The organism is Pseudomonas sp. HS6-2 (assembly GCF_049325675.2).
In the GTDB taxonomy this organism is placed as follows: domain Bacteria; phylum Pseudomonadota; class Gammaproteobacteria; order Pseudomonadales; family Pseudomonadaceae; genus Aquipseudomonas; species Aquipseudomonas putida_N.
In genome coordinates this window covers 3,005,243-3,019,058 of sequence record NZ_CM143906.1, presented here as the reverse complement: position 1 = coordinate 3,019,058, position 13,816 = coordinate 3,005,243, and the positions used below count along the sequence as shown (strand labels likewise).

At 57.4% G+C, this 13,816-nt stretch carries 9 protein-coding genes and 1 pseudogene; 9 read left to right on the top strand and 1 reads right to left on the bottom strand.

What is annotated here, in order from left to right:
* Window positions 1-128 precede the first annotated feature (128 nt).
* The 5 genes from ACOKS3_RS14045 to ACOKS3_RS14025 all read left to right on the top strand — a co-directional run bounded on the left by ACOKS3_RS14045 (window position 129) and on the right by ACOKS3_RS14025 (window position 5,685).
* Window positions 129-1,529 carry an esterase/lipase family protein gene (locus ACOKS3_RS14045; protein WP_422764652.1) on the top strand — a complete coding sequence of 467 codons (1,401 nt, stop codon included), beginning with the start codon at window positions 129-131 and terminating at the stop codon, window positions 1,527-1,529.
* 76 nt (window positions 1,530-1,605) lie between these two features.
* A complete protein-coding gene (locus tag ACOKS3_RS14040; protein ID WP_422764651.1) occupies window positions 1,606-2,484 on the top strand; it encodes a T6SS immunity protein Tli4 family protein in 879 nt (292 codons plus the stop codon).
* Between the two features lie 263 nt (window positions 2,485-2,747).
* The gene (locus ACOKS3_RS14035) at window positions 2,748-3,509 is read left to right on the top strand and encodes a hypothetical protein (RefSeq protein WP_422764654.1); all 762 of its coding nucleotides are present in this window, start codon (window positions 2,748-2,750) and stop codon (window positions 3,507-3,509) included.
* An 88-nt stretch (window positions 3,510-3,597) separates the two neighbouring features.
* Window positions 3,598-4,578 carry a T6SS immunity protein Tli4 family protein gene (locus ACOKS3_RS14030; RefSeq protein ID WP_422764650.1) on the top strand — a complete coding sequence of 327 codons (981 nt, stop codon included), beginning with the start codon at window positions 3,598-3,600 and terminating at the stop codon, window positions 4,576-4,578.
* Between the two features lie 219 nt (window positions 4,579-4,797).
* Entirely contained in the window at window positions 4,798-5,685 is an 888-nt protein-coding gene (locus ACOKS3_RS14025) for a T6SS immunity protein Tli4 family protein (RefSeq protein WP_422764649.1), read from the top strand.
* Window positions 5,686-6,023: 338 nt separating this feature from the next.
* On the opposite strand, the gene ACOKS3_RS14020 is transcribed toward ACOKS3_RS14025, so the two are convergent.
* Window positions 6,024-6,314 (bottom strand): hypothetical protein, encoded by a 291-nt coding sequence (locus ACOKS3_RS14020; protein WP_103449915.1) that lies wholly within the window; start codon window positions 6,312-6,314, stop codon window positions 6,024-6,026.
* Window positions 6,315-6,427: 113 nt separating this feature from the next.
* Between ACOKS3_RS14020 and uvrA the strand changes: the two genes are divergently transcribed.
* The 4 genes and pseudogenes from uvrA (at window position 6,428) to ACOKS3_RS14000 (ending at window position 13,706) form a co-directional block, all read left to right on the top strand.
* A complete protein-coding gene (uvrA, locus tag ACOKS3_RS14015) occupies window positions 6,428-8,944 on the top strand; it encodes an excinuclease ABC subunit UvrA (RefSeq protein ID WP_422764648.1) in 2,517 nt (838 codons plus the stop codon).
* Between the two features lie 141 nt (window positions 8,945-9,085).
* A pseudogene (locus ACOKS3_RS14010) lies at window positions 9,086-10,840 on the top strand (L-lactate permease).
* 77 nt (window positions 10,841-10,917) lie between these two features.
* A complete protein-coding gene (locus ACOKS3_RS14005) occupies window positions 10,918-12,567 on the top strand; it encodes an MFS transporter (RefSeq protein WP_422764647.1) in 1,650 nt (549 codons plus the stop codon).
* Window positions 12,564-13,706 carry an HlyD family secretion protein gene (locus ACOKS3_RS14000; protein ID WP_422764646.1) on the top strand — a complete coding sequence of 381 codons (1,143 nt, stop codon included), beginning with the start codon at window positions 12,564-12,566 and terminating at the stop codon, window positions 13,704-13,706. The genes ACOKS3_RS14005 and ACOKS3_RS14000 overlap by 4 nt, the downstream gene beginning before the upstream one ends.
* Window positions 13,707-13,816 lie beyond the last annotated feature (110 nt).

Below are 13,816 nucleotides of genomic sequence, written 5' to 3'. Positions count from 1 at the left end.
GCTTCCTCCCCGGCCGACATCGCTACCGCCACGCCGCAGAACACCCACCTGCAATTTTTTTAAAGCTCAGTGCGCTTGGAACGGCTATTGCCGCTTTTTTCAGTACCGCTAAAGACAGGCAAAATGACTTGGACGCTAGCGATGGAGTCATTACTGTTTATCAGGATGGCCCTATTGGCAGTGACGGCTTATTAACTCCAATCAGTAAAGAGGAACTGAAGCGGAGAGGATGGGGTGGAATAATGCGTTCTGCTTACCATCCAATTATGGTGCAAATGCAGAATGAAATGAACTCCATCAGGAGAGATGGTAAGTTAGAAGGCTGGTGGGAAAAGTATAGTAACACGACCCCTGCCTACTGGGGCGACTGGAGTAATAACCCATGTCTCAATAGCCTTCTGAAGGCCGAGGGCATGGACCACGCAGCTGAAATACGCTACGAAGTTTGGGCTGCAGGATACAACTGGCTGCAGTCAAACATTGATTCAGCAAAAAATATAATGGACTTCATAGACAATACTGTATTACCTAGCTACTCCAACGCGGAGGGAGTTATCATTGTCACCCACTCAATGGGGGGACTGGTTGCTCGCGCCATGGTAGGAGCCCATAAATACTCTAAAATTTATGGAATAGTACACGGTGCGATGCCCGCCACGGGAGCGCCAGCAGCTTATCGACGGATCCGTGCTGGCTTCGAAGGCGATGGGTTCGAAGGTGCGATTGCTAGCCAAATTCTCGGGCCGACAGCGGCAGAAACTACGGCTGTACTTGCTTATTCCCGTGGAGGGCTCGAGCTGCTGCCTAGCGCCGTATACAACAAAAAAGGGAAGTGGCTATTCGCGAGAAAAAAACACGAACCAGCTAAAGACCTGATAGCACTTCCAACTTGCGCGGATCCGTATAGTGAAATTTACAAATCTGATAAATGGTGGGGTCTCATACCAAAGGAAAATGAGAAACTCATTGATCCAAATGAGTTCTACAAAACAAGAAAACCAAACATTTGGGGCGCCCCATCTTCCAAAAGAAAAATATTTGAAAAAAACATTGATCTTGTGAAGGTTTTTCATGGAGCGATTGCGGAGGCTTATCACGAAGACACTTACGTACACTATGCAGCCGATGCAACCGTTCAAAAACTCGTAACTTGGAATGAAATAGTGTGGTGCTCTGACTGGATTGGATGGGGTGATATAGAATCTTTCAAGATCACAAGCGATGATCATTCGGGCAACATTGAACTGGACGCAAGATTCAAGTTTAGTTTCGCCCCAAAAATATCACCAGGCGATGGAACAGTTCCTGTTGTCTCATCTGCGAGCTCAAGAGACTTCCCTCAAGTTAAAGCTGCTTTCGCCCATGGGAAAAACTCAACTTTACACCCGGACGTCTGTAAAACTGGCATCTACAACAACTCGCCCGGCTACGATCACCAAAGTGCTTACAACGATCCAGATGGCCGAACTCTTTATGCCACTTTGTATAGCATAGTGAGAATATCAAAAAATGTACAAATCAAATTGTAAGCGCCAACCCCATTTCAAACCAGTTCTAATTTTAGCCACCCTACTAGTTTTTGTATTTAGTACAGGAGCACACTCAATGCCCGAAACAAACACGAGATTTTACTTTGGACGATTTAGCTTTGAAGCACCAAGTACAAACCCTAATGTATGGTCAGCTTATAAAATCGGCGAAAAGAAAATCGAATTAATCAGCAAAAATGGCAAGCACGAACTTGACAAAAGAATAAGTAGCACCATCAGCGAAATAAATAAACTTCACGAATCTGGATACCCGGCCTATGCCGAAACAGTAAAGCTGGATGGCGGTGGAGCTGTCGTTGTTTCAAAGTCTACAGATTATACCTTTGATATATTTTATCTCACCGATAAGAATACCTTATACAAGCAGCGAGTAGAATTTATTGATCTTGACTCGTACAAGAAAGCCATGTCGGTTGTGATTGAACTAAACGCCAGCATTCATTTCCGAGCCCCTGCTGCAAAACCACCGGCTGGCACTTTCTCTATAGAAGCCGGCTACATGAACTTCCCGCTGGATAAATTCCCTGAACAAGTGTCTATAGGTTTACCTGTCACATCCAAGCCCGGAATCCGCTTGACATTTGACACGCAAGTGATCGGCGCACCTGAAGAAGGACTCATTTCACGATACGAAAAAAGACAATCGGGCGTAATCACACCTCTCCTGAGCAGTGTTCTCTCACGAACAACGCTGATTCGAAAATCAAAAAAAACCGTTAGCGGCCTTCAATTCGAAGAAGTGCTGCTTAAATCGACTGCCGATGGCAAAATATTGTATTCGTTTCGATTGGAGTATCCCGGTACACCGGAGTCCAGCCTAGAGTCTTATACAGTTTTGGAATTGAGTACTGTAGAAGGCGGTCCGGGGTTCAAAAGTGACGAAGAGGCCCTTCTTTTTTGGGACAACATTGTTGCGTCCTTGGAACGCTCCTGAACTATCCAGAACCTTTTTGCAAGCTTAAAGATTAACGAATGAGCACTGGCGGCTATAAGCGGACTACTGACTACGAGCACCAGAATGCCTATAACGATCCGGACGGACGGACGGACGGACGCTATACGCCACGTTATACAGCATAGTGAGGCTCTCCACCCATAGTGAACTTTGATATTTACCAAAACTTAACGCGCACATTAAAAATCTTTAGTGTTGTCGCAATATTTTTCTCATCCACTGCCGAGAGCGGGACACTAGGCATGAACACTCAATCAAATACTTTTTACTTTGGCCGCTACTCTATCTCGGCCCCTACAGATGGGTCAGGCATCTGGACGTCATATAAAATAATCCAGAAAGACCTACAATTCATAAGCAAAAATGGAAAGCGAGACATCAATATAAAAGTTGACGAATCCATTGCTGAAATCAATACACTCCATAAAACGGGATACAAAGCATTTGACCAGAAAATTCCGCTAGATGGCGGAGGCATTATTGTAGTATCCAAATCAATAAATTATGATTTTGACATATACTATCTAACCCCCAGCAATACTCTCTATCGCCAAACTGTAGAATCTATTTCAATAGATGCTTTCGATAAAGCCGTTGGACTCGCGAAAGACTTAAATTCAATGATCCATTACCGCCACCCAAATTCAAATCCTCCCGAAGGTACTTTCGCTATAGATGCGGGTTATATGACCCTTCCTTCCGACAAGTATCCTGAGCAAGTCTCAATAGGCCTACCCATTTCCACAATACCAGGGATTCATGTCATTTTCGACACGCAGGTAATACGAAAGCCCGAACCTGGATTGGACACCCTGCCCGCCCTCGCCCCGCAGAGCCTACCGTTCCACACCCAGAGCGTGACCCAGAAGCAGGACGGCATCACCCAGTGGAGCAGCGGTTCGCAGCTGCTCAGCGGCAAGCTCAACTGGCGCAGTGTCGATTATCTGGCTCACAGCCAGCCGCGTGAAAGCTTGATGTTACGGCCACCAAGATGCCTATACTGACAAGGCTGGGCGCACTCGTTATGCAACGCTGTACAGCCTTGTTCGCCTTTCGTCGCAAATCGGCTGACAGCGGATTGGGGAGCAATAAATGCGCAATGTACACCGCACTTTTTTTATGTTGTCCATCCTTTGGGTATTCCATAGCACCGCTTCGGCAGCAGCCACTACAAAAGGCAATGCAATGAATGAAATCAATTGGACCCCTCACTACTTTGGTCGCTTTGCAATTTCACTGCCGAAAAACTCGGAAGTATCAGCAGACTACAAACTTTTTAATGAAAAGCTTGAACTAATCAGCAAGAATGGGCGTGCTGATCTCGCAAGCCAGGTGACCGAAAAAACCGAAGAATTAAAAAAAGGCATTGCTCGAGGCACTAGCAGTCGCTACGAAAAAACAATACCACTTGACAATGGTAGTGTACTACTGCTGTCTCGACTGGGCGACTTTTACACGTTCAATGTCTTTTTGCTCACCAGTAAAAATACGCTTTATCACCTGATGGCAAAAACGTTAACCGAAAAGAGCGTGCCCGGCGGTATTGAGAAAATGCGCATGCTAAGCAATGCTATTTACTTCAGGCGCCCAAGCGACGCCCCTCCGCCAGGAGGCTTTGCCATTGAAGCCGGCTATACGACACTACCCAATGACAAATTTTTTGAGTCCATCTACATGGGCGCCCAGATTCCAGGGCATTCTGGCACCTACATAAGCCTTCTTACCAAAGGTATTCTGGAAAAAGAACCCACTCTTTTACAGCGCTTTGATGACCGGCAATACGACAGCGCTCTGAGCGAACTGGCCAACTCAGGCCAGATGCATACGCTACGCAAACGAAAGAGAATCATTGGCGATATGAGCGGCGAGGAGGTAGCGATCAGCGCATCTATCGACGGAAAGCGATTCTATGCATTTCAATTCGAGTATGAAGGAACCTTAGAGTCCAACACGCGTCCCTACATTGCCATTGAGCTAGGCACGCACGAGGAAGGCACTAATTTCAAATCAGATGAAGATGCACTCGCGTTCTGGGATCGATTGGTAGAAAGCTTCAAGCCTCTCCCGGAGTAACCTCTGAACATCGCGCTGAGTGGCTGCAGGCATCATTGAAACTGCGGTCATTCAGTTGCGTTTATCTATTCAGTGTCGAGTCGCCAAAAATAGCCGCCACTCACTGCACAAAAAGGACGAACAGATGTGTTTATAATATCGCGCACTACGTATAGCTTCTTGATCGTAATGCTCTTTACCCTATTCACCATGAAAGCCTATGCTACAGGGGAAACCCTCATGAAAAACGTCAACTGGCGCACCTTCTACATGGGACGTTTTCAACTATCACTTCCTCGAGGCTCGGAAGTCTCGATCGACTACAAAATATTCGACCAGAAAATAGAACTCTTAAGTCAGAATGGGCAATCCGTTTTACCCTTGACCATAGAGCGTCAGATTAACGACCTGCAAAGAGGCGTTGCTCGCGGAACAAGCAGCAAATACGAAAAAACAATCTCGCTCGACAATGGCAGTATTTTATTGCTGTCGCGCCTCACAAGCTTGTACACCCTCGATTCTTATTTCCTTACAAACAGAAATGCACTCTATCGAATGATGATCAAGCGCGTCACCCCAATGGGTGTGCCTGAAGCTGTGGAAAACCTGCGCAAGCTGAGCAACTCTATCTATTCCAGGCGTCCTGAGGCAGCGCCTCCACACGGTGCATTCGCTCTGGAAGCTGGTTACTCCACTCTCCCAAATGATCAATTTTTCGAGTCGATCTATATGGGCGCTCAGATTGAAGGACACACTGGAAACTATGTAAGCTTTCTTACACGAAGCATTACCGAGAGAGAACCGAGTCTTCTTGAGCGATTTCATAATAAAAAATATGACCCTATAGTAGGCGAACTATCAAATAACGGCCACCTGCAGACTCTACGCATGAACAAACGAATGGCCGGCGGCCTCGAGGGCGAAGAGATAGCCGTTAGCGCCACAATAGAAGGCAAAACATTTTATGCCTTCCAGTTTGAGCACGGCGGCACATTGGAGTCCAACACACGTCCCTATATCGCCATTGAACTAGGCACTCATGAAAATGGAAGCAACTTCAAATCAAATGATGAGGCATTGGCCTTTTGGGATAAGCTCCTGGACAGTTTCAAACCTCTTCCGGAGTAAGCAGATGACGGTACTGAGAAGCGCCCTTATAGTCACAGTCAACACAGACTCGTGCGAAACGAGAGACACGGCATCGCTTAGCCTGCTTTGCTTTGCTTTGCTTTGCTTTGCTTTGCTTTGCTTTGCCGATAGGCTGCGGCTTCTTTGTCGGAGTGCTCGCGTCCTCCTTTCTGCGGATGGTTACCTTACTGAAATCAACGCTACTTGGTACTACCCAGGAATACCTTACGGCAATGACAACCCCGAGCTTCGCCTGGACTTCGCACATAAAGCAGTAAAGCGGCCAACACTTTGAAGGGGCTTGAGTGCGCAGTCGATCTTCGCCACTTGCAAAGCGCTCAACCCTCCACGAACAGCAACCCGATCGCCAACAGCATCTGCGCCGCAATGGTCCAACTGAGCCAGGCAGGTCGGCGTCCGCACAGCCACACTGCGGCATTCAGCACCAGAGTGATCACGTTGGTCAGCCAGAAGAACGCCAGGCCCCACATGGCCGGGTCGCTGCCCAGAAACGGCACATAGCCGCCTGAATCGACGGCGACATACAGCGAGAACAGCACACCGACTACCGCAATGGCGAGAGAGGTAAAACCAAGGTAGCGAGACAGGCGAGTTACAAAAGGCTTCATGCGGGGGCGGTGCTCCTTGAAAAGGCGCAGTCTACCCAGAACCACCCGTGCAAGCGCCCCTGCTTTTGGAATTGCTGTTAACTTGAGCGCTCCCCACCCCCAAGGACAGCGCCATGCCACCACGCCCCACCACTCCCACCGGCTTCATCCGCGTCCGTGGCGCCCGCGAGCACAACCTCAAGAATATCGACGTCGATATCCCCCGCGACGCCCTGGTGGTGTTCACCGGGGTGTCCGGCTCGGGCAAGTCCTCGCTGGCCTTCTCCACCCTCTACGCCGAAGCCCAGCGCCGCTACTTCGAATCGGTCGCGCCCTATGCCCGGCGCCTGATCGACCAGGTCGGCGTGCCGGACGTCGACGCCATCGAAGGCCTGCCCCCGGCCGTGGCCCTGCAGCAGCAACGCGGCACGCCCAGCGCGCGCTCGTCGGTGGGCAGCGTCACCACCCTATCCAGCTCGATCCGCATGCTCTACTCCCGCGCCGGCAGCTATCCTACCGGGCAGCCGATGCTGTATGCCGAGGACTTCTCGCCCAACACCCCGCAAGGCGCCTGCCCGGAGTGCCATGGGCTGGGGCGGGTCTATGACGTGACCGAGGCGACCATGGTTCCCGACCCGTCGCTGACCATCCGCGAGCGTGCCGTGGCGGCCTGGCCGATGGCCTGGCAGGGGCAGAATCTGCGCGACATTCTGGTGACGCTGGGCTATGACGTCGACATTCCTTGGCGCGACCTGCCGCAGGAGCAGCGCGACTGGATTCTCTACACCGAAGAAACCCCCACCGTGCCGGTGTACGCCGGCCTGACACCGGCGCAAACCCGCGCCGCACTCAAGCGCAAGCTCGAACCGAGCTACCAGGGCACCTTCAGTGGTGCCCGGCGCTACGTGCTGCATACCTTCATGCACTCGCAGAGCGCACAGATGCGCAAGCGCGTGTCGCAGTACATGCGCCCCAGCCCCTGCCCGGTGTGCCAGGGCAAACGGCTCAAGCGTGCGGCGCTGGACGTGACCTTCGCCGGTCGCGACATCGGCGAGCTGTCGCGGCTGCCGTTGCAGGCGCTGGCCGAGGTGTTTCGCCAAGTGGCTGCGCCGGGCTACCTGGAGCAACACGACGATAACCTGACCCTGGAAAAGCGCCTGGCCGCACAGCGCATCGCCAATGAGTTGCTGGAGCGCATCGACACCCTGATCGACCTGGGCCTGGGCTACCTGGCGCTGGAGCGCAGCACGCCGACGCTGTCGTTCGGCGAGCTGCAACGCCTGCGCCTGGCAACCCAGCTCAATTCGCAGCTGTTCGGCGTGATATACGTGCTCGACGAGCCTTCCGCCGGCTTGCATCCGGCCGACAGCGAAGCGCTGTTCGATGCCTTGCAGCGGCTCAAGCAGGCGGGCAACTCGGTGTATGTGGTGGAGCACGACCTGGATACCATGCGCCGCGCCGACTGGCTGGTCGATGTAGGCCCTGCTGCCGGCGAGCATGGCGGGCAGATTCTCTACAGTGGCCCGCCCGCCGGCCTGGCACAGGTCGAGGCCTCGCGCACAGCCGCCTACCTGTTCGCCGAACAGCAGCGTACCCTGCGCACGCCACGCCAGCCGCACGACTGGCTGGCGCTGGAAGGCATCACCCGCAACAACCTGCACAACCTCAGTACCCGCTTCCCACTCGGATGCTTCACGTCGGTCACCGGCATTTCCGGCTCGGGCAAGTCGAGCCTGGTCAGCCAGGCCTTGCTGGAGCTGGTCGGTACCCATCTCGGTCAGGCCGAACAGACGGCTGAACCTGACGAGCAAAGCCTTGAAGATGAGCCCGAGCAATTCAGCGCTGGGCGTGTCACTGCCGGGCTCGACAGCATCAAGCGGCTGGTGCAGGTGGACCAGAAGCCGATCGGCCGCACGCCGCGCTCTAATCTCGCCACCTACACCGGACTGTTCGACCATGTCCGCAAGCTGTTTGCCGCTACCGAACAGGCCAAGGCCCGCGGTTTCGATGCGGGTCGTTTCTCGTTCAACGTGGCCAAGGGCCGATGCGAGAACTGCGAGGGCGAAGGCTTCGTCAGTGTCGAACTGCTGTTCATGCCCAGCGTCTATGCGCCCTGCCCGACTTGCCACGGTGCACGTTACAACCCCGAGACACTGGCGGTGAGCTGGCAGGGCATGAACATCGCGCAGGTGCTGCAGCTGACCGTCGAGCAGGCGCTTGAGGTGTTCGCCGAGCAGCCGGCGCCGCGGCGTTGCCTGCAGGTGCTGCAGGACATCGGCCTGGGCTACCTGCGCCTGGGGCAGCCGGCTACCGAGCTGTCCGGTGGCGAGGCGCAACGGATCAAGCTGGCCACCGAGCTGCAACGCGTGGCCCGTGGCGCGACCTTGTATGTGCTGGACGAACCTACCAACGGGCTGCATCCGCAAGATATCGACCGCTTGCTGGTGCAGCTCAATCGCCTGGTCGAGGCCGGGCACAGTGTGGTGGTGGTCGAGCACGACATGCGCGTGGTGGCGCAGAGTGACTGGGTGATCGACATCGGGCCGGGGGCCGGGGATGCTGGCGGTCAGGTGGTGGTCAGTGGTACGCCGCAGGTGGTGGCCGGGTGTGGTGACAGTCGTACTGCCGCGTTTCTGGCTCGCGCCTTGTAGCGCCTGTGCTGGCCTCTTCGCGGGCTTGCCCCGCGAAGAGGCCGGAACAGGTGAAAATTCCTTTCTATACTCCCTCTGGCATCCCTGCATGCCGTCTGCCCAAAAATCGCGATACCTCAATAACAACAAACGAGGTGGCAAATGGTCTGGCAGCAAATCTACGATCCGTTCGCAAGCCCCGTGCTCTCCACGCTCATGGCCGCCGTGCCGGTGGTGGTGATGCTGGCGGCATTGGCCTTCTTCCACATCAAAGCACACATCGCCGCCCTGCTCGCCCTGGGCTCGGCGCTGCTGATCTCGATCTTCGCCTTCGGCATGCCGGCCAACATGGCCGGTTCCGCAGCGTTGTACGGCGCAGCCAACGGCCTGCTGCCGATCGGCTGGATCGTGCTGAACATCATCTTCCTGCACCGGCTCACCACCGAGAACGGCTCGTTCAAGGTGCTTCAGGACTCGCTGGCACGCATCACCGACGACCGCCGCCTGCAGCTGCTGCTGATCGCCTTCTGCTTCGGTGCCTTCTTCGAGGGCGCGGCGGGCTTCGGCACGCCCGTGGCGGTGACCGGGGCGATCCTCATCGGCCTGGGCTTCTCGCCGCTGGCGGCTTCAGGGCTGGCGCTGATCGCCAACACTGCACCGGTGGCGTTCGGCGCACTGGGCACACCGATCATCACCCTGGCCAAGGTCACCGGGCTGGATGAAATGGAACTGTCGGCCATGGTCGGTCGGCAACTGCCGTTCTTCTCGGTGATCGTGCCGTTCTGGCTGATCTGGGCGTTTGCCGGATGGCGCAAGATGCTGGAAGTATGGCCGGCGATCCTGGTGGCCGGGGTCACGTTCGCGGTGCCGCAGTTCGTGGTGTCGAACTTCCACGGGCCGATGCTGGTGGACGTGATCGCCGCGCTGATCTCCATGGCCTGCCTGACTGGCTTCCTGCGGGTGTGGAAGCCGGCCACCGTGCACACCTCGGCGGCGCTCACCGGGCGGGTGGACGACTCCAAGGTCGAGGACGACGGCAAGGCCGGCGCCGCAACCACCTTTACCCAGAGCGACCAGCGCAGCGTGTTCAAGGCCTGGCTGCCGTGGATCATCCTGACCGTGTTCGTGTTCGCCTGGGGCACGGCGGGCTTCAAGAACCTGTTCGACACGCGCCCGGCGCTCGACCCGGCCAGCGGCGCGGCCATGCTCGACCCGCAAGGCAAGCCGCTGCGTGAAGGTAACCCGGTGTTCGCCCCGGTATTCACCTTCGACTCGATCCACCAGCAGATCGAGAAAGTGCCCCCTGTGGTACCCACGCCGAAGAAAGAAGACGCCCAGTACAAGTTCACCTGATTCACCGCCACCGGTAGCGGCATCTTCCTCGCGGCCATCCTCGGCGGGCTGTTGATGGGTTACTCGCCTCTGGAGCTGGGGCGGCAATATCTGCGCACGCTTTGGGTGGTGCGTTACTCGCTGATCACCATCGTCGCCATGCTCGCGCTGGGCTTCCTCACCCGCTACTCGGGGCTGGACGCGACCATGGGCTTGGCGTTTGCCGCCACGGGCATCTTCTACCCGATGTTCGGCACCCTGCTCGGCTGGCTGGGCGTGGCGCTGACCGGCTCGGACACGGCCTCCAACGTGCTGTTCGGCGGGCTGCAACGGGTGACTGCGGAGCAGCTGGGGCTGAGTCCGGTGCTGATGGCGGCGGCCAACAGCTCGGGCGGGGTGATGGGCAAGATGGTCGATGCGCAGTCGATCGTCGTGGCCTCCACTGCCACCCGCTGGTATGGGCATGAGGGCGAGATCCTGCGTTATGTGTTCTTCCATTCGATCGTGTTGGCGGTGCTGGTGGGTTGCCTGGTGACCTTGCAGGCCTATGTAGCGCCGTTCACCGCCATGGTGGTGGGCCACTAGGGCTTGCAGGAGCGGCCCCTTCGCGACACAAGGCCGTTCCTACAAAAAACGCATGAGGCAGTGTTACAGTCAGTTGCATGGACAAATACACCCCGCGCCAGTGGCTCCCGCACGAGAAGCCCAGCCTCCCCGGCTCCCCTTCCACGCCCCTGCACACGCCGGCCAAGCGCCTGGCGTACGGCGTGGTCGGCCTGCTGGTGGCGATTACCGGTGGCCTGGGTAACGCACTGGTCACCGCCAACCTGGTGTTCCTGCAGGGGGCGCTGGGCGCGACCAGTGCCGAGATGGCCTGGTTGCCGGCGGCGTATGTCATGACCAACGTGTCGATCAACCTGCTGCTGGTCAAGTTCCGTCAGCAGTTCGGCCTGCGCGCCTTCACCGAGGTGTTCCTGGTGCTGTATGCCCTGGTCACCTTCGCCCACCTGCTGGTCAACGACCTCAATTCGGCCATCGCCGTGCGCGCTGCCCACGGCATGGTCGGCGCGGCGCTCAGTTCGCTGGGCCTGTACTACATGATCCAGGCGTTCCCCGAACGCTGGCGGCTCAAGGCCATGGTGCTGGGCCTGGGCGCCTCGCAACTGGCCCTGCCGCTGGCGCGGATTTTCTCCGAAGACCTGCTGCAGATCGCCGAATGGCGAGGCCTGTACCTGTTTGAACTGGGCCTGGCGCTGGCTGCACTGGGCTGCGTGCTGCTGCTCAAGCGGCCCCCCGGTGACCGCTTCAAGACCTTCGAGCCGCTGGACTTCCTCACCTTTACCCTGATGGCCAGTGGCGTCGCCCTGCTCTGCGCCGCGCTCTCGCTGGGGCGCATCGACTGGTGGCTGGAGGCACCGTGGATCGGCATCGCCTTGGCCTCGTCGATTGCCTTGATCTTCACCGGCCTTGCCATCGAGCACAACCGCCAGAACCCGCTGCTGATGACGCGCTGGCTGGGCAGTGGCGCAATCATTCGCCTGGGCCTGTGCGTCATTCTGATTCGCATGGTCACCTCGGAGCAGTCCACCGGTGCGGTGGGCTTTTTGCAGATGCTGAACATGGGCAGCGAACAGATGCGCTCGCTGTACTGGATCATGCTGCTTGGCGCTGTGGCGGGCCTGGCCAGCAGTGCGCTGACCATCGACCCCAAGCACTTGGTGATCCCGCTGTTCGTCTCGCTGCTGGCGATGGCCGCCGGGGCATTCATGGACAGCAGCTCGAGCAACCTCACGCGCCCGGCACAGATGTACTTCAGCCAGTTCCTGCTGGCCTTCGGCAGCACCTTCTTCCTTGGCCCGTCGATGGCCTTGGGCATCAGCCATGTACGCGCCAACCCGCGCAACCTGGTGAGCTTTTCGGTGCTGTTCGGCATCTGCAACAACCTCGGCGGCCTGATCGGCGCGGCGCTGCTGGGCACATTCCAGACCTGGCGCGAGAAGTTCCATTCCAGCCACCTGATGGACCGCCTCAGCTACCTCGAACCGCTGGTCAATGCGCGCGTGCAAAGCGGCGGCGGCGGTTATGCCGGGATCCTCGCCGACCCGGCGCTGCGCAGCGAGGCCGGCATGCGCGTGCTGGCCACTGCCGCCACCCGCGAGGCCAACGTAATGGCCTACAACGACGTGTTCGTGCTGATCGGCTGCATCGCCGTGCTGACCATGATCTGGATTACCATTCGCGGCTCCTGGCTGTGGTATGTCGCCCGCCAGGCTGCTTCATCCGACTCCACCAGCGGTACTGCCAGCCGATGACCGAAGAAACCCGCACCACGACCACCACCGCCCTCGCCGAAACCCCGGAAGGCAGCACGCCGCCCAGCGAACCGACCAGCCCGGTGCGCACGCGGCGGGTGCGCATCCTGTCTACGATCAGCTTCGCCAGCGTGGCCCTGGTCGGCATCCTGGTAGTGCTCTACGCCTGGAACCTGCCGCCGTTCAGCAGCACCATCGAAAGCACCGAAAACGCTCTGGTGCGCGGCCAGGTGACAATCATCGGCCCGCAGCTGAGCGGCTACATCGTCGATGTGCCAGTGCATGACTTCCAGTTCGTCAAGGCTGGCGACCTGCTGGTGCAGCTCGACGACCGCATCTACAAGCAACGCCTGGCCCAGGCCATCGCCCAGTTGCAACAGCAGCAGGCGGCGCTGGCCAACAACCTGCAGCAGCGCAACAGCGCCGAAGCCACCATCGCCCAACGCCAGGCGGCAATCGGAGATGCATCGGCCCAGGCGACCAAGGCCAAGGCCGACCTCAGCCGCAACCAGGCGCTGGTCAGCGATGGTTCGGTGTCGCGCAGCTCGCTGGACCTGGCCCGCGCGAGCGAGGCTGCCGCCGTCGCCAACCTGGCCCAGGCCAAGGCCGCGCTGGAAATCGCCCGCCAGGACCGCGAGACGGTGATCGTCAACCGCGCCTCGCTGGAGGCCTCGGTGGAGAACGCCAAGGCCGCCGTCGAGCTGGCCCGCATCGACCTCGACAACACCCGCGTCACCGCCCCGCGCGACGGCCAGCTGGGGCAGATTGGCACGCGCCTGGGCGCCTACGTCAACTCGGGTGCGCAACTGATGGCGCTGGTGCCCGACACCCTGTGGGTGATCGCCAACATGAAGGAAACCCAGATGGCCGATGTACGCATCGGCCAGCCGGTGACTTTCACCGTGGACGCCTTGAACCACCTCAAGCTCTACGGCCATGTACAGCAGATTTCGCCGGCCACCGGCTCCGAATTCGCCCTGTTGCAGGCCGACAACGCCACCGGCAACTTCGTGAAGATTGCCCAGCGCATCCCGGTGCGCATTACCGTCGACCCCGACCAGCCAGACGCCGCACGCCTGCGCCCGGGCATGTCGGTGGTGGTGGGCATCGATACCCGGGAGCCGCAAGGGCACCATTGACAGCGGCTTTGTGAACCCTGTCCAGATGCCGTACTGCCACGATTGCGCCGCTCTAGACCGTGGGTTTTAATTCCCGCCCACCGGTTTATCTTCGCAATCCAAGGACGTTT